This window comes from Rhodanobacter sp. C06 (assembly GCF_002001105.1).
Classification (GTDB): domain Bacteria; phylum Pseudomonadota; class Gammaproteobacteria; order Xanthomonadales; family Rhodanobacteraceae; genus Rhodanobacter_A.
Genome location: NZ_MUNP01000034.1, coordinates 38,542 through 54,445, shown reverse-complemented (window position 1 = coordinate 54,445; position 15,904 = coordinate 38,542). Strand labels below are relative to the sequence as shown.

The following is a 15,904-nucleotide window of genomic DNA, read 5'->3' as shown; positions in this document are numbered from 1 at the left end:
CCTACGACCGCTCCTGCGGCTCGCCGCGCAAACGCACGTCGCCGGGCGCGAGGTCGGCACGCTGTTCGGCGCGCTCCGCACGCTGCGCCTCGAAGAAACGTTGCACCTGCTGGCAAACCGCCATGGTGTTGTCCCGGGCCAAGGCGGAGACGAGGAACCAAGGTGCCTTCCAGTCGAGGCGCCGCACGATGTCTGCCGCCACGCGCTGGCGCTCATCCTCGGGCAGCGCATCGGACTTGTTCAGCACCAGCCAGCGCGGCCGCTCCAGCAACTCGGGGTTGAACTTCGCCAATTCGTGCTCGATCGTGCGCACCTGCTCCACAGGGTCGGTGTCGTCGACCGGCGCGATGTCGACCAGGTGCAGCAGCAGGCTGGTGCGCGACACGTGGCGCAGGAACTGGATGCCCAGCCCGGCGCCGTCGGCGGCGCCCTCGATCAGCCCGGGGATGTCGGCGATCACGAAGCTCTGGTCGGTGCCCAGGCTGACCACGCCGAGGTTCGGATGCAAGGTGGTGAACGGGTAATCCGCCACGCGCGGCGTGGCCGCGGACACCGCGCGGATGAAGGTGGACTTGCCCGCATTCGGGAAGCCGAGCAGGCCCACGTCGGCGAGCAGGCGCAGCTCCAGCTTCAGCTCGCGCGATTCGCCCGGCGTGCCGTTGGTGAACTGGCGCGGCGCGCGGTTCACCGAGCTCTTGAAATGGATGTTGCCAAGACCGCCCTTGCCGCCCTGTGCCACCAGCAGGCGCTGGCCGTGCGCGGTGAGGTCGCCGATCGTCTCGTCGGTATCGACGTTGGTGATCATGGTGCCCACCGGCACGCGGATCGTGGTGTCCTCGCCACCCTTGCCATACATGTCGCTGCCCCTGCCGTTCTCGCCGCGCTCCGCCTTGTAGCTGCGCTGGTGGCGGAAATCGACCAAGGTGTTGATGCCCTCGTCGGCCACCAGCCACACCGAGCCGCCGCTGCCGCCGTCACCTCCGTTCGGCCCGCCGAACGGGATGAACTTCTCGCGGCGGAAGCTCGCGCAGCCGTTGCCGCCGTCGCCGGCCTGGACCTTGATGATTGCTTCGTCGACGAATTTCATGGGTGTGGAGCCGGGAATCGAGAATAGGGAATGGGAAACAGACAAAGCGGGCGCGGCGGTCAGTCTAGTGGCACATGCCGACGCACGGCAGCGAATCGCCGGGAACCGCTCTTGCGATTCCCCATTCCCTGCGCTGTTCCCTCCAGAAAACAAAAGCCCCGCCGAAGCGGGGCTTTCGCTGCAGCTACGCTGAAGGTCAGGCCTTCACGACGCTGACGAAGCGGCGGTTGTTCTCGCCACGAACCTTGAACTCCACCTTGCCGTCCACCAGGGCAAACAAGGTGTGGTCGCGGCCGAGACCCACGCCGGCGCCCGGGTGGAACTGGGTGCCGCGCTGGCGCACGATGATGTTGCCGGCCTCGATCGCCTGGCCACCGTAGATCTTCACGCCGAGATACTTCGGGTTCGAATCGCGACCGTTGCGGCTGGAACCTACGCCTTTTTTATGTGCCATGACTCAATGCTCCAGTTGCTCAGGCGTTGATGCCCGTGATCTCGATTTCGGTGAAATGCTGACGATGACCCTGCTGACGCTTGTAATGCTTGCGGCGGCGGAATTTGATGATGCGGATCTTGTCGGCGCGGCCGTGCTTGCGCACGATGGCGCTGACGGTGGCGCCGTCCACGATCGGCGCACCGACGGTGACCGACTCGCCGGAACCGACCAGCAACACCTGGTCGAAGCTCACGGTGGCGCCTTCATCGGCGGTCAACAGCTCCACGCGCAGCACGTCGCCCTGCTGCACACGGTACTGCTTGCCACCGGTCTTGATGACTGCGTAACTCATGGGAATGCCCTTCTGTCGTTATTCTCTTGGGTATCGCCATGTCCCGGACAGGGACTGACGAACCGCGGATTATAACGACCTCCCGAAGCGCTGGTCAATTACTGACCATGCCAAGCCGGAATCCCGGCGCGCCTCAACGTCTCCGGGTCACCTCCTGGCAAGTAAGCAGACGTACTGAACGGCTTGGTATAGTAATGGGCTCCCCCCATATCCGAGCGCCATGGACACCATCCGCATCCGCGGTGCACGCACGCACAACCTCAAGAACATCGATCTCGACCTGCCGCGCGACCGGCTGATCGTGATCACCGGCCTGTCCGGCTCGGGCAAGTCCTCGCTGGCCTTCGACACCATCTACGCCGAAGGGCAGCGGCGTTACGTGGAGTCGCTGTCGGCCTACGCGCGGCAGTTCCTGTCGATGATGGAGAAGCCCGACGTCGACCACATCGAAGGCCTGTCGCCGGCGATCTCGATCGAGCAGAAGTCCACCTCGCACAATCCGCGCTCCACCGTGGGCACGATCACCGAGGTGTACGACTACCTGCGCCTGTTGTACGCCCGCGTGGGCACTCCGCGCTGCCCCGACCACGGCATCCCGCTGGAAGCGCAGACGGTGAGCCAGATGGTGGACGCCACCCTCGCGCTCGACCCCGAGAAGCGCTACATGCTGCTCGCCCCGGTGATCCGCGAGCGCAAGGGCGAGCACGTCCAGGTGTTCGACCAGCTGCGTGCGCAAGGCTTCGTGCGCGCCCGCGTGGACGGCACCGTGTTCGACCTCGACGCCGTGCCACCACTGGGCTTGCGCATCAAGCACACGATCGAGGCGGTGATCGACCGCTTCCGCCCGCGCGAGGACATCAAGCAGCGCCTCGCCGAATCCTTCGAGACCGCGCTGCGGCTGGGCGACGGGCTGGTGATCCTCGCCGACATGGACGATCCGTCCGCGAAAGAGCAGCTGTACTCCTCGCGCTACTCCTGCCCGGTGTGCGACTACTCGCTGCCCGAGCTGGAGCCGCGGCTGTTCTCGTTCAACTCGCCGGTCGGCGCCTGCCCCAGCTGCGACGGCCTGGGCGTGACCCAGGTGTTCGATCCCGCGCGCGTGGTCGGCCATCCGGAACTGCCGCTGTCCGGCGGTGCGATCCGCGGCTGGGACCGGCGCAACCCGCACTACTTCCAGATGCTGCAGTCGCTGGCCGCGCACTACGGCTTCGACGTGGACACCCACTGGCAGGATCTGCCCAAGGCCACCCAGCAGGCGATCCTGCATGGCAGCGGCAAGCAGAAGATCGCGTTCCGCTACCTCACCGAGCGCGGCGGCCGGGTCACCCGCGAGCACGCGTTCGAAGGCATCCTGCCGAACCTCGAACGGCGCTACAAGGAAACCGAATCCGGTGCGGTGCGCGAGGAACTGGCGAAGTACATCAGCGACCATCCCTGCCCCGAGTGCGAGGGCCAGCGCCTGAACCGCTCGGCGCGCAACGTGTTCGTGGCCGACCACGCGCTGCCCGCGCTCACCAACCGCTCCATCGACGACGCGCTGGCGTTCTTCGCGGACCTGACGCTCACCGGCTGGCGCGGCGAGATCGCGGCGAAGATCGTCAAGGAGATCCGCGAGCGGCTGACCTTCCTCAACGACGTTGGCCTCAACTACCTCACGCTGGACCGCCAGGCCGATTCACTCTCCGGCGGCGAGGCACAGCGCATCCGCCTCGCCTCGCAGATCGGCGCCGGCCTGGTCGGCGTGATGTACGTGCTGGACGAACCCTCGATCGGCCTGCACCAACGCGACAACGAGCGTCTGCTCGGCACGCTCACCCGCCTGCGCGACCTCGGCAACACGGTGATCGTGGTCGAGCACGACGAGGACGCCATCCGCATGGCCGACCACGTGCTCGACATCGGCCCCGGTGCCGGCGTGCACGGCGGCGAAGTCGTCGCGCAGGGCACGGTGAAGGACATCCTCGCCTCCAAGCGCTCCGTCACGGGCCAGTTCCTTTCCGGCGAGCGCGCCATCGAGGTGCCGAAGCAGCGTCGCCAGCCCAACGATGACGCGTACTGGCTGCACCTGCGCGGCGCCAACGGCAACAACCTGAAGAGCGTGGACCTGGCGGTTCCCGCCGGCCTGTTCACCTGCGTCACCGGCGTGTCCGGCTCGGGCAAGTCGACGCTGGTCAACGACACCTTGTTCCGCCTCGCCGCCGCCGAGCTCAACGGCGCCGGCACGCAGCCCGCGCCGTTCAAGTCGGTGGAAGGCCTGCAGCTGTTCGACAAGGTGGTGGACATCGACCAGTCGCCGATCGGCCGCACGCCGCGCTCCAACCCGGCCACCTACACTGGCCTGTTCACCCCGCTGCGCGAGCTGTTCGCCCAGGTACCCGAGGCGCGCGCGCGCGGCTACGAGCCGGGCCGCTTCAGCTTCAACGTGCGCGGTGGCCGCTGCGAGGCCTGCGAAGGCGACGGCATGATCAAGGTGGAGATGCACTTCCTGCCCGACGTCTACGTGCCCTGTGATTCCTGCCATGGCAAGCGCTACAACCGCGAGACGCTGGAGATCCACTACAAGGGCCACACCATCGCCAACGTGCTCGACATGACGGTGGAGGATGCGCTCAAGCTGTTCGAGAACGTGCCCACCATCGCGCGCAAGTTGGATACCCTGCGCGCGGTGGGCCTGGACTACATCAAGCTCGGCCAGAGCGCGACCACGCTGTCCGGCGGCGAGGCGCAACGCGTGAAGTTGTCCAAGGAACTCAGCAAGCGCGACACCGGCCACACGCTGTACATCCTCGACGAGCCCACCACCGGCCTGCATTTCCACGACATCGAGCAACTGCTCGATGTGCTGCACCAGCTGGTCGACCAGGGCAACACCGTGGTGGTGATCGAGCACAACCTCGACGTGATCAAGACCGCCGACTGGATCGTCGACCTCGGCCCCGAGGGCGGCGCCGGCGGCGGCCGCATCCTGGTTGCCGGCACGCCGGAAACCGTGGCCGCCACGCCCGGCTCGCATACCGGCCACTTCCTCGCGCCGCACCTCAAGCCCGCCAAGTCCATCGCCGCGAAGCGGACAAAGAACACCCTCAAGCACATCGCCTCGGCCGACAAGCACAAGCCGATGCGCGGAAAGAAGAAATCCTCATGAGCAAGACCGCCAGCGAATCGCCCAAACCCGCCCGCCGCGGCAAGAAAGCCGAATCCGCCGCCGCGCCAGTCGCCGCCGATGCAGCGCCGACCGCGCCGAAGCCGCTGTTCACGGCGGATATCGCCGCACGCTGGCGCGACCTCGACGCCTTCAACCACGTCAACAACTCGAACTACCTCACCTACCTGGAGGAGGCGCGGTTGCAGTGGCTGAGCCACGTGCCCGGCCCGTGGTTCGACGAACACAGCATGCCGGTGATGGCCGCCGTGCAGCTCAACTACCGCCGCCCCATCGAATGGCCGGCACAACTGCACGTGCAGCTCTACTGCGAACGCATCGGCAACAGCTCGATGACCATCGCCCACCGCCTGGTGGATGCCGCCGACGCCGACACCCTGTACTGCGACGGCCACGTGGTGATGGTGTGGATGGATCCGGCCACCGGCAAACCGGTGGTGCTGCCGGCAGCGATCCGCGACGCGGTCGGCTAGGCCATCGGCCATGCGCGACCGCTCCGCCCTTGTCCGCACCGCATTTGCGGTCGACCACGACACGGGGGAGCCGGTCGAGACCATCGCGGGCAAACGCCACGCCTGGCGTTTCCGTCCTCATTTCCACGCCGGCGATGAACTCGTCCAGGTGCTTGCCGGCCGTGCGCGCCTGCGTCTGCCCCACGGCTTCCGTGATGTCGCCGCCGGCGACACGCTGATCGTGCCGGCTGGCGTAGTCCATCGTTTCGAACCGCTGGATCGGCAGGGCTGGGCCTTCGTCTCGCGCTTCGTGCCCGCGTCTCGCACAGCTGCTCGCGAAACCGCCATGCTGGCCGCACGAGCCGCCACGTTGCTGGCGCAACGCCCCTCGTTGCGCACCGATGTCACCGCGGTCGCGCGAGGCTGCGCCGTGTCCGAGGGTCACCTGTCGCGCACCTTCCGCCGCGAAACCGGCAGCAGCCTGCACAACTTCCACGTGCTGCTCGCCATGCAGCAGGCCAAGACGCTGCTGCGCCGCCAGGTCCCCGTGGTGGAAGCTGCGCTGGCTGCGGGCTTCTATGACCAGGCGCATCTCAATCGCGAATTCGTCCGCACCTGCGGGATGACGCCAGCGGTCTTCCGCAGTGGCTGGTCGGCAGCGGCGTAAGCTTCAAGCCAGCTCCAGCGCCATGTACAGCGTGCCGGGTAACGGGTTGTCGTAGTACGCCGGCATGGGCTGGAAACCCAGCTCCACATACAGCCGCCGTGCGGCATGCATCGTGGCCAGCGTGTCCAGCACCACGCGCGCATGGCCCGCCTCGCGAGCGCGCACGAGGATCGCTTCCGCCAACCGGCGCCCCAGCGCCTGACCGCGCGCGGCGGGGCGCAGGTACAGGCGTTTCATCTCGGCCGTGCCCGGCAGCATCGTGGGCCGCAATGCCACGCAACCCAGGACCGAGCCCGCGGCGTCGCGGGCGAGCAGGATGTCGCCCAGCGGCGGTGCGTACTTGCCGGGCAGTTGCGCCAGCTCTGACGCGAACCCCTGGAAGGAGAGATCGATGCCGAGGCTTTCCGCGTATTCCGCGAACAGCTCGCGCACCACCGCGCCGTCCGCGGGGAAGCGGGCCGGCGCGATGCTGATGCCTGATGCTGTCGACATACCCGCTCGCCTCCGTCAGCCGGTTTCGCACCAGTCTGCCGGAGGCGATCGCCGCGCGCTTGGATCAATCTGATCCATCGCGCGTCGCGCGGCGTTACTTCACCAGGATCTCGTCCGCGAACAACCAGGTGTTGGCGGCACCGTCCGGGAAGCCGGCCGGTACGTTTGCGTAACGGCTCGCGGTGACACGGACATAGCGTGCGCTCAACGGCTTGCTCGCCTTGAACACGAGATGGAACTCCGCCGGCCGCGCGCTCATCACGTCGGCCTGCGGCTGCTCGGTCTGCAGCGCGGTCCAGTGCTGCCCGTCGCCGGAGACCTGGAAGCTCACCTGCCGCGGCGCCAGGATGCGCGAGCCGGTGTCCTGCAGGAAATTCACGGCGATCGAGTGGATAGTCGTGGACTTCTGCAGGTCGATGCTGGCGTCGATGTCGTGGTCGTTCCAGCCGACCCACTGCCCGTCGCGGAAATCGCCGCTGCCCAGCACGCCGTCGGTCAGCGCGCTGGCGGGCGCGTACTTCGGCGAAGGCGGCTGGGCGAGGCTGAGCGGCTTGCCGGTGGCGAGGTTGTCCACCAAGGTGAAGCTGGTCGGATTGTCGTAGCGCAGCCCCTTGCGGAACGGCACCACCTGCAGCGTGCCGGCATGCGGCACCACCACCGAGTCGGTGAACGACGGCGACTTCGCGCTCGGCGTGCTGCCGTCCAGCGTGTAATGGTTCACCAGGTCGTCAAAGCCGCGCTGCGCGTGCAGCTGCCAGCCGCCCTTGGCATCCACCGTGATCGCGTACTGCACCACCGCGCGATCCTCCGGACCGTAGGCCACGTGCCATGCATCCAGCCGCGGGTACTGCGCCTCAAGACGCTGGTGGAAGTCCGCCCAGGCTGCGTCGTCGTGCGCATTGCCGCGCCACAGGTTCTCGGCGAAGGCGAGCGCGCGCGGGTACAGCTTGGACTCGGCGTTGTACGGGTTCGCGCGCTCACTCCACAATGGCGCCTCGGCGCCCAGGATCTGTGCGCGGTGCGCCGCGATGATGGCGGCATTCTCCGGCTTGGCCTCGGTGTACGGCGTCGGCGCGGCGCCGGTGATGTCGGTGCGGAACACGTTCTGCACGGTGAGCTTGAGCAGCGGCGAGTCGAGGTAGAACGGCCCGGCCACGATCACGCGATTGCCGTTCTCGAGCGCCTTGCGCGCCTCGTCGTCGCCGCGCCAGACCTCGACGACGGCGTTCTTGCTGGCGCCGCCTTCGAGGATCTCGTCCCAGCCGATCATGGTCTTGCCCTTGCCCTCCAGGTACTTCTGGATGTGCTGGATGAAGTAGCTCTGCAGGCCTTCCTCGTCCTTCAGCCCCAGCTTGTGCATCAGCGCCTGGCAGGAGGCGCAGTCGTGCCAGTCGTCCTTCGGCACCTCGTCGCCGCCGATGTGCACGTACTTCGACGGGAACAGCGGCAGCACCTCGTCCAGCACGTTCTGCAGGAAGGTGAAGGTGCCTTCGTCGCCCACGCAGTCGATGTTCTTGAACACGCCCCAGGTGGTGGGCACGGTCGCCGGTTGCTTGCTGCACGAAAGCTCGGGATAGGCCGCGATCGCGGCCACGCTGTGTCCCGGCATCTCGATCTCGGGGATCACGGTGATGTTGCGCTCGCGCGCGTAGTTCACCACTTCGCGGATCTGCGCCTGGGTGTAGAAACCGCCGTAGCGCGTGCCGTCCGCCTCGGTGCGCCACGCGCCGACACTGGTGAGTTTCGGGTAACGCTTGATCTCGATGCGCCACCCCTGGTCGTCGGTGAGGTGCCAGTGGAAGGTGTTGATCTTGTAGTAGCTCAAGAGGTCGAGCTGTTTCTCGATGAAGCTCACCGGGTAGAAGTGCCGGGCGACATCGAGCATCACGCCACGCCAGGCGTAGGCCGGCGCGTCCTCGATGGTCACCGCGGGCACCGTCACCTGCGCGGCGTGTTCCAGCGGCAGCAGCTGGCGCAGCGTCTGCACACCCCAGAACAGGCCCTTGTCGGTCGCGGCGCTGACCGTGATGCGCTTCGGCGTCACCGCGAGCCGATAGGCTTCGGCGCCCTGCACCGCCGGATCGAGCTTCAGCTCGATGCCGTGCGCGGCATCCCCTTCTCGCACCGCGATGCCGGTCTGCGCACGGATCGCCTCGCGCAGGAAGGCGGCGATCTCGCGGCCTCGGGCGTCCTTCGGCGCCGCCACGCGGGTGTGCGCATCGAGCCGGTAACTGCCCTGCTCCAGCTGCAGCTGTCGCGGTTGGGGAATGATGGAAATGCCGGCCGCCATGCCCAGGGCCGGCAGCAGGATGGACAGGCCCAACAGGCACCGCACAAGGATCTTCGACATCAATGCTTCCCCACGTCGTTCGGACGAAACCCGCGGCCATGGACACAATCCGGCGCATGGCGGCGATCGAGAATCGGGATTATCCCGATGGCTTGCCCCCGCCTGGCCTCCAGGGCGGCGGCAATTTGCTCACTTGTAAATCATCGTTTCATACGTGCACACTAGCACGCAAGGTTCGATGCGCGACACCGCGCACGAATACGCAACCCGATCCCGGCGTCCGGCCAGGCAGACGACGGCACCACGCAGCGCAGGGTGAAGACATGACGCATGCCAGCGCAGAAGCCGAGCCGCCCCGTCCCGCGGGGACACCGGCGCTGGTGAGCCGCCGGCTGCCGCCGCTGTCCTTCGGCGGCGCGCCGATCGGCAACCTCTATGCCGGCGTGGCGGAAGACGATGCCCTCGCTGCCGTGCAGCACGCGTGGCGATCGGGCATCCGCCACTTCGACACCGCGCCCTACTACGGCTATGGCCTCAGCGAATCCCGTCTCGGCGCGGCGCTGGCAGGCATCCCGCGCAGCGACTACAGCCTGTCGACCAAGGTGGGCAGGCTGTTGCTGGACGCCGACGCCAGCCAGCCGGCCGCGGACGACGGCTTCGCGGTGAGTGGCCACCGCGCCGTGTTCGACTACAGCCGTGAAGGCATCCTGCGCTCGGTGGAATCCAGCCTGCGCCGGCTGGCCACCGACCATGTCGAGATCCTGCTGCTGCACGACATCGGCGCGTTGACCCACGGCGCGCGCCACCCGGCCATCCTGCGCCAGGTGCTGGACGAGACCCTGCCCGCCATGGCCGAGCTGCGCAGCGAAGGCGTGTGCGGCGCGATCGGCCTGGGCGTCAACGAGCAGGACGTGTGCCTGCAGGTGATGCCGGAGTTTCCACTCGACGTCATCATGCTGGCCGGCCGCTACACCTTGTTCGAGCAGCGCGACAGCGCGCAGCTGATGACACAGGCCGTGCAGCGGAACGTCGCCGTGATGGCGGCCGGCCCCTACAACTCCGGCCTGCTGGGGGCCGACGACGCGCCCGGCGCTACCTACAACTATGCCCCGGCCGATGCCGCGACCCGCGCGCGGGCGCAACGCTACTACGACCTTTGCGAGCGGTTCGGCGTCACGGTCGGGACCGCCGCGCTGCAGTTTCCGCTGGCGCATCCCGCCGTCGCCACCGTGGTGTGCGGCCTGCGTTCGTCGGCGGAAGTCGACAGCGCCGTGCAGCGCATGCACACGCCCTTGCCGCCAACACTGTGGAACGAACTGCGCAACGCTGGCCTGCTCGACGCCAACACGCCTACGCCATGAACCTGATCGACGCCCACCAGCACTACTGGCGCGTGGATCGCGGCGACTACGCGTGGCTGCGCGAGGCCGACGCCGCGCTGCAGCGCGACTTCCTGCCCGCCGACCTGCAGCCGCAGCGCAGTGTCGCCGGCGTGGCCGGCAGCGTGCTGGTGCAGGCGGCGGCGAGCGAGGCGGAAACGCGCTACCTGTTCGAACTGGCCCAGGCCGACCGCGGCATCCTCGGCGTGGTGGGCTGGGTGGATTTCGAGGCGCCCGACGCGGCCGCGCGCATCCGCGCGCTGGCGCGCGACGGCGACGGCCTGCTGCTGGGCATGCGGCCGATGGCGCAGGATCATCCCGATCCCGGCTGGCTGGCGCGCCCCGCGCTCGACCCGGCGTTCGCGTGCCTGCAGGAACTGGACCTCGCCTTCGACGCGCTGGTGCGGCCGCCGCAACTGCCGGCGCTGCGACAGCGGCTGCGGCGCGAACGCGAGCTGCGCGTGGTGCTCGATCACGCCGGCAAGCCGGACATCGCGCACGGTCGCTACGACGACTGGGCCGCGCCGATCAGCGAGCTGGCCGCGTTGCCCAAGGTCTGCTGCAAGTTCTCCGGCCTGCTCACCGAGCTCGCGCCCGGCACGCCGCCCAGCACGCTCGATCCATACGTCGACCACCTGTTCGCCTGCTTCGGTCCCGCGCGGCTGATCTGGGGCAGCGACTGGCCGGTACTCACGCTGCGCGACAGCTACGCGCACTGGCTGGAGCTCGCCCGCGCGCTCGCGCAACGGCACGCCCCCCACGCGCTGGACCGCATCTTCAGCCGCAACGCGCTGGCGTTCTACCGCCCGCGCCGCGCACCCGACTTCCCCGCTTCCGCCGGAGCCATCCCATGAACCACTCCACCGCCCAGAGGCCACGCGCATGAATGGCCGACTGCCGGGCAAGCATGCCCTCGTCACCGCCGCCGGCGCCGGCATCGGCCGCGCCACCGCGCTCGCCTTCGCCCGCGAAGGCGCCACGGTGCTGGCTACCGACATCGACGCAGCGGCGCTGGCCAGCCTCGCGCAGGAACACGCCTCGATCAGCACGCAGCGGCTGGACGTCACCCGCGCCGAGGACATCCGCGCACTGGTCGACGGCAACGCGCCATTCGACGTGCTGTTCAACTGCGCGGGCTACGTGCACGCCGGCACCATCCTCGACACCGACGACGACGCCTGGCAACGCTCGTTCCGCATCAACGTGGACGGCATGTACTGGCTGTGCCGCGCGGTGCTGCCGGCGATGCTGGAGCGCGGCCGCGGCAGCATCATCAACATGTCCTCGGTGGCGTCGAGCATCAAGGGCGTGCCGAACCGCTTCGCCTACGGCACGACCAAGGCCGCGGTGATCGGCCTCACCCGCTCCATCGCCGCCGACTTCGTGGCGCGCGGCGTGCGCTGCAACGCGATCTGTCCCGGCACGGTGAAGACGCCCTCGCTGGGCCAGCGCGTGCGCGCGCTGGGCGGCGACGAGGAAGCCGTGTGGAAGAGCTTCACCGACCGCCAGCCGATGGGTCGCCTCGGCACGCCGGAAGAGATCGCCGCGCTGGCGCTGTATCTCGCCGCCGACGAATCCTCCTTCACCACCGGCACCGTCCACGTCGTGGACGGCGGCTGGTCCAACTGAAACACGTTCAACCGAGCACACCACCATGAAACTCGTCCGTTACGGCGCCCCCGGCCAGGAGCGGCCCGGCCTGATCGACGCGCAGGGCAAGCTGCGCGACCTCTCCGCCCACGTTGGCGACATCGACGCCGGCGCGCTCGTGCGCGATGGCCACAAGCGACTCGCGGCGCTCGATCCCGCCACCCTGCCGGAAATCGCCGGCACGCCGCGCTACGGCGCGCCGGTGGCGCACACCGGCAAGATGATCTGCGTGGGCCTCAACTACACCGACCACGCCGCCGAGACCGGCGCGCAGCCGCCCGAGCAGCCCATCCTGTTCATGAAGGCCACCAACACCATCATGGGCGCGAACGATGACGTCATCATCCCGAAGGATTCGGTCAAGACCGACTGGGAAGTGGAGCTTGGCGTGGTGATCGGCGACACCGCACGCCACGTGCGCGTCGAAGACGCGCTCACGCATGTCGCGGGCTACCTGGTGGTGAACGATCTGTCCGAGCGCGCCTTCCAGCTCGAACACGGCGGCCAGTGGGTGAAGGGCAAGAGCTGCGACACCTTCGGCCCGATCGGCCCGTGGCTGCTCACCGCCGACGAACTGCCCGACCCGCAGAATCTGGCGCTGTGGCTGGAGGTCAACGGCCACCGCTACCAGAACGGCAACACCCGCAACATGATCTTCGGCGTGGCCGAGCTGGTGAGCTACATCAGCCGCTACATGACCCTGCAGCCCGGCGACATCATCAGCACCGGCACGCCGGCAGGCGTGGGCCTGGGCCAGAAGCCACCGGTGTACCTGCGCCCCGGCGACGTGGTGGAGCTGGGCATCGATGGCCTGGGCCGGCAGCGCCAGCGCACCGTCGCCTACGCCGCCGCGGTGTCGGCATGAACCACGCGGCCTCCGCCCCCGACGCCCGCGCCGCGCGCATCGTGGCGCTGGACACGCTCGACGTGCGCTTCCCCACTTCGCGCGAGCTGGACGGCTCGGACGCGATGAACCCCGACCCGGACTACTCGGCCGCCTGTGTCACCCTCCGCAGCGACCAGCCCGGGCTGGCGGGCCACGGCTTCGTGTTCACCATCGGCCGCGGCAACGACGTGCAGAAAGCCGCGCTGGATGCACTGGCCGAGCATGTCGTCGGCCTCTCCGTCGAGTCCATCGTCAACGACCTCGGCGGGTTCGCCCGCCGCCTCACCGGCGATTCGCAGCTGCGCTGGCTCGGCCCCGAGAAGGGCGTGATGCACATGGCGATCGGCGCGGTGGTCAACGCCGCCTGGGATCTCGCCGCACGCATCAAAGGCAAACCGCTGTGGCGTTACATCGCGGAGCTGTCGCCGGAGGAGATCGTCGCTGCCATCGATTTCCGTTATCTGAGCGACGCGCTCACGCCGGAAGAAGCGCTGACCCTGCTGCGCGACGCCGTGCCGCACCGACAGCAGCGCATCGAGCAACTGCTGGCCGAGGGCTACCCTGCCTACACCACCTCGCCCGGCTGGCTGGGCTACGGCGACGAGAAGATGCAGCGGCTCGCGCGCGAGGCGGTCGCCGACGGCTTCCGCACGATCAAGCTCAAGGTGGGCCTGGACGTGGCGGACGACGTGCGGCGCTGCCGCCTCGCGCGCGAAACTGTCGGCCCCGACATCGCCATAGCGATCGACGCGAACCAGCGCTGGGACGTGCCCGACGCCATCGCGTGGCTGAAGCAGCTCATCGCATTCGACATCGCCTGGATCGAGGAGCCCACCAGCCCCGACGACATCCTCGGCCACGCGGCGATCCGTCGCGCGGTGGCGCCGATGCCGGTCTCCACGGGCGAGCACACCCACAACCGCGTGATGTTCAAGCAGCTGTTCCAGGCCGGCGCGGTGGACCTGGTGCAGATCGACGCGGCCCGCGTAGGCGGCGTCAACGAAAACCTGGCGATCCTGCTGCTGGCCGCCAAGTTCGACGTGCGCGTGTTCCCGCACGCCGGCGGCGTGGGCCTGTGCGAACTGGTGCAGCACCTGGCGATGGCCGACTTCGTGGCGATCAGCGGCCAGAAGGAGGATCGCGCGATCGAATTCGTCGACCACCTGCACGAGCACTTCGTCGATCCGGTGGTAGTGCGCGATGGGCGCTACCTCGCCCCGCTCGCGCCGGGCTTCTCCGCGCAGATGAAGGACGCCTCGCTGCAGGAATACGCGTACCCGCTCGGCGCAGCCTGGCGCTGATTCAAGCCCTCTCCCTCCGGGAGAGGGGTTGGGGAGAGGGTTCGGGGAACCCGCAGCCTTCACCCCCTCGGCGGGTTGACTACACCCGCCGCCAGCGCGTCGCGCAGCGAAAAAATTCCGCGCATCGCCACCCATTTCTCGCCCGGCTTCGCCCACGGCAGACGCTGCTGGTAGCGATCCATCAGCTGCTCCCACTCTTGCACGCGCGGGTTGGCCGCGTCCGCAACCTGCTTGCCGGCGGCGTCGTAGTCGTCGGACACCTGCATCATCATCACCAGCCGGTTGCCGCTGCGGAAGATCTCCATGTCCTCGATGCCGGCGGCGCGGATCGAGGCGATGATTTCCGGCCAAATCACGTCTGGCCGGTGCCAGTTCTCGTACTCGGCGATCGCCACCGTGTCGTCGTGCAGATCGAGCGCGTAGTAGAGCCGCGGCATCAACGTTCCTCCACGCGCGCATGCTTCAGTTGTCGCCACGCGAACCACGCCACCACCGCGAAGCTCAGCGCCGGCACGCCGAGCGCGCGCGCGATGCCGGCGAAGTCGGACACCGCGCCCATCGCCGCGGTGAGCACCGCGCCGCCGATGATGGTCATCACCAGCAGGGCCGAGCCGAGCTTGCGCTCGTCGTCGTCCATGCCTTCCACGCCAAGCGCGAAGATCGTCGGGTACATCACCGACATGAAGAAGCTGCAGGCCACCAGCGCGCAGGCGCCGCTCAGGCCGGGCCAGAGCAGCGCGTACAGCGTGAGCACCACGTTGATCGCGGCGAATGCCAGCAGCAGGCGCACCGGCGCCAGGTATTTCATCAGCGCCGTGCCCACGAAGCGACCCGCCATGAAACACACCAGCGCGGCGAGGATGAAGTTCGCCGCCGCGTGCGCCGAGGTGCCGGGCATGCTCGATTGCACGTAGCGTATGGTGTAGCTCCATACCCCGACTTGCGCCCCCACGTAGAAGAATTGCGCCGCCATCGCGCCGGTGAAGCCGCGGTCGCGCAGCAGCCGGACCAGCGCGCCGTCGTGCCCGATGGCGCGCGTGGTCAGCTTGTGCGGCGCGGCCACTGCGGGGAAGCGCATCACGAGCACCAGCACGGCCCAGGCCAGCACCACCAGGCCGATGCACAGGTACGGCCACTGCACCGCATGCGTCGCCGTGGTGAAGTACGCGTCGCGCTCGGCGGCCGTCATCGCGGTCAGTTGCTGCGGCGTGTGTTCCGCGCCCGCGAGGATGAAATGCTTGCCGATCAGCACGCCGGCGATCGAGCCCAGCGGGTTGAATGCCTGCGCGAAGTTGAGCCGGCGCGCCGCGCCTTCGCGCGGCCCCAGCACGGTCATCAGCGGATTCGCCGAGGTTTCCAGAAAGGCCAGCCCGGTGGCGATCACGAACAGCGCGAACAGAAACAGCCCGTAAGTGCGCAGCTGCGCCGCCGGCCAGAACAGCAGCGCGCCCGCGCCGTACAGCACCAGTCCCACCACCACCGCCTCCTTGTAGCCGTAGCGGCGCATGAACATCGCCGCCGGCATCGCCACCAGGAAATAGCCGAGGTAGAACGCGCTCTGCACCAGGCCCGCCTGGAAATCGTCCAGCACGAAAGCCAGCTTGAACTGCGCGATCAGCACGTCATTGAGGTTGTTCGCGCCGCCCCACAGGAAGAACAGGCCGACGATCAGGAACAGCGGCAGCCAGCGGCGGACGCCTTGCGGCGCGGTGGCAATAGGTGTTGCCGGGGACTCCGTCATCACTTGCA

15 protein-coding genes are annotated in these 15,904 nt (G+C 68.3%); 8 read left to right on the top strand and 7 right to left on the bottom strand.

Translation table 11 applies throughout. From position 1 onward, the window contains the following. Position 1: 1 nt before the first annotated feature. The 3 genes from cgtA to rplU form a co-directional block, all read right to left on the bottom strand. Entirely contained in the window at positions 2-1,087 is a 1,086-nt protein-coding gene (gene cgtA, locus B0E52_RS03965; protein ID WP_077482006.1) for an Obg family GTPase CgtA, read from the bottom strand. Between the two features lie 196 nt (positions 1,088-1,283). Beyond that, positions 1,284-1,541: a 50S ribosomal protein L27 gene (rpmA, locus tag B0E52_RS03960; RefSeq protein ID WP_077482004.1), complete on the bottom strand. Its 258-nt coding sequence runs from the start codon at positions 1,539-1,541 to the stop codon at positions 1,284-1,286. Positions 1,542-1,560: 19 nt separating this feature from the next. Continuing rightward, a complete protein-coding gene (gene rplU, locus B0E52_RS03955) occupies positions 1,561-1,875 on the bottom strand; it encodes a 50S ribosomal protein L21 (protein ID WP_077482002.1) in 315 nt (104 codons plus the stop codon). 220 nt (positions 1,876-2,095) lie between these two features. On the opposite strand from rplU, the gene uvrA reads away from it, so the two are divergent. Genes uvrA through B0E52_RS03940 form a run of 3 tightly spaced genes read left to right on the top strand, consistent with a single transcriptional unit; the run spans position 2,096 to position 6,157 of the window. Next, entirely contained in the window at positions 2,096-5,020 is a 2,925-nt protein-coding gene (gene uvrA, locus B0E52_RS03950; protein ID WP_077482000.1) for an excinuclease ABC subunit UvrA, read from the top strand. Next, entirely contained in the window at positions 5,017-5,511 is a 495-nt protein-coding gene (locus B0E52_RS03945) for a thioesterase family protein (protein ID WP_077481998.1), read from the top strand. The genes uvrA and B0E52_RS03945 overlap by 4 nt, the downstream gene beginning before the upstream one ends. Before the next feature lie 10 nt (positions 5,512-5,521). After that, positions 5,522-6,157 (top strand): AraC family transcriptional regulator, encoded by a 636-nt coding sequence (locus B0E52_RS03940; protein ID WP_077481996.1) that lies wholly within the window; start codon positions 5,522-5,524, stop codon positions 6,155-6,157. A 3-nt stretch (positions 6,158-6,160) separates the two neighbouring features. Here B0E52_RS03940 and B0E52_RS03935 read toward each other — a convergent pair whose 3' ends face one another. Both B0E52_RS03935 and B0E52_RS03930 read right to left on the bottom strand, forming a co-directional pair. Beyond that, positions 6,161-6,649 (bottom strand): GNAT family N-acetyltransferase, encoded by a 489-nt coding sequence (locus tag B0E52_RS03935; protein ID WP_077481994.1) that lies wholly within the window; start codon positions 6,647-6,649, stop codon positions 6,161-6,163. Between the two features lie 94 nt (positions 6,650-6,743). Continuing rightward, positions 6,744-8,999 (bottom strand): family 20 glycosylhydrolase, encoded by a 2,256-nt coding sequence (locus B0E52_RS03930; RefSeq protein WP_077481992.1) that lies wholly within the window; start codon positions 8,997-8,999, stop codon positions 6,744-6,746. 263 nt (positions 9,000-9,262) lie between these two features. Between B0E52_RS03930 and B0E52_RS03925 the strand changes: the two genes are divergently transcribed. The 5 genes from B0E52_RS03925 to B0E52_RS03905 are packed head-to-tail and all read left to right on the top strand — an operon-like array spanning position 9,263 to position 14,155. Continuing rightward, positions 9,263-10,300: an aldo/keto reductase gene (locus B0E52_RS03925; protein WP_077481989.1), complete on the top strand. Its 1,038-nt coding sequence runs from the start codon at positions 9,263-9,265 to the stop codon at positions 10,298-10,300. Next, entirely contained in the window at positions 10,297-11,172 is an 876-nt protein-coding gene (locus B0E52_RS03920) for an amidohydrolase family protein (RefSeq protein ID WP_077481987.1), read from the top strand. The genes B0E52_RS03925 and B0E52_RS03920 overlap by 4 nt, the downstream gene beginning before the upstream one ends. 28 nt (positions 11,173-11,200) lie before the next feature. Further along, positions 11,201-11,947, top strand: coding sequence for an SDR family oxidoreductase (locus B0E52_RS03915; protein ID WP_077481985.1), 747 nt, complete (start codon positions 11,201-11,203; stop codon positions 11,945-11,947). A gap of 25 nt (positions 11,948-11,972) precedes the next feature. Beyond that, a complete protein-coding gene (locus B0E52_RS03910) occupies positions 11,973-12,833 on the top strand; it encodes a fumarylacetoacetate hydrolase family protein (protein WP_077481983.1) in 861 nt (286 codons plus the stop codon). After that, positions 12,830-14,155 carry an L-fuconate dehydratase gene (locus tag B0E52_RS03905; RefSeq protein WP_077481981.1) on the top strand — a complete coding sequence of 442 codons (1,326 nt, stop codon included), beginning with the start codon at positions 12,830-12,832 and terminating at the stop codon, positions 14,153-14,155. Before B0E52_RS03910 ends, B0E52_RS03905 begins: the two co-directional genes overlap by 4 nt. Positions 14,156-14,214: 59 nt before the next feature. On the opposite strand, the gene B0E52_RS03900 is transcribed toward B0E52_RS03905, so the two are convergent. Continuing rightward, on the bottom strand, positions 14,215-14,592 hold the full coding sequence (locus B0E52_RS03900; protein WP_077481979.1) for an L-rhamnose mutarotase: 378 nt from the start codon (positions 14,590-14,592) through the stop codon (positions 14,215-14,217). Continuing rightward, the gene (gene fucP / locus B0E52_RS03895) at positions 14,592-15,896 is read right to left on the bottom strand and encodes an L-fucose:H+ symporter permease (RefSeq protein ID WP_077481977.1); all 1,305 of its coding nucleotides are present in this window, start codon (positions 15,894-15,896) and stop codon (positions 14,592-14,594) included. The genes B0E52_RS03900 and fucP overlap by 1 nt, the downstream gene beginning before the upstream one ends. Positions 15,897-15,904 lie beyond the last annotated feature (8 nt).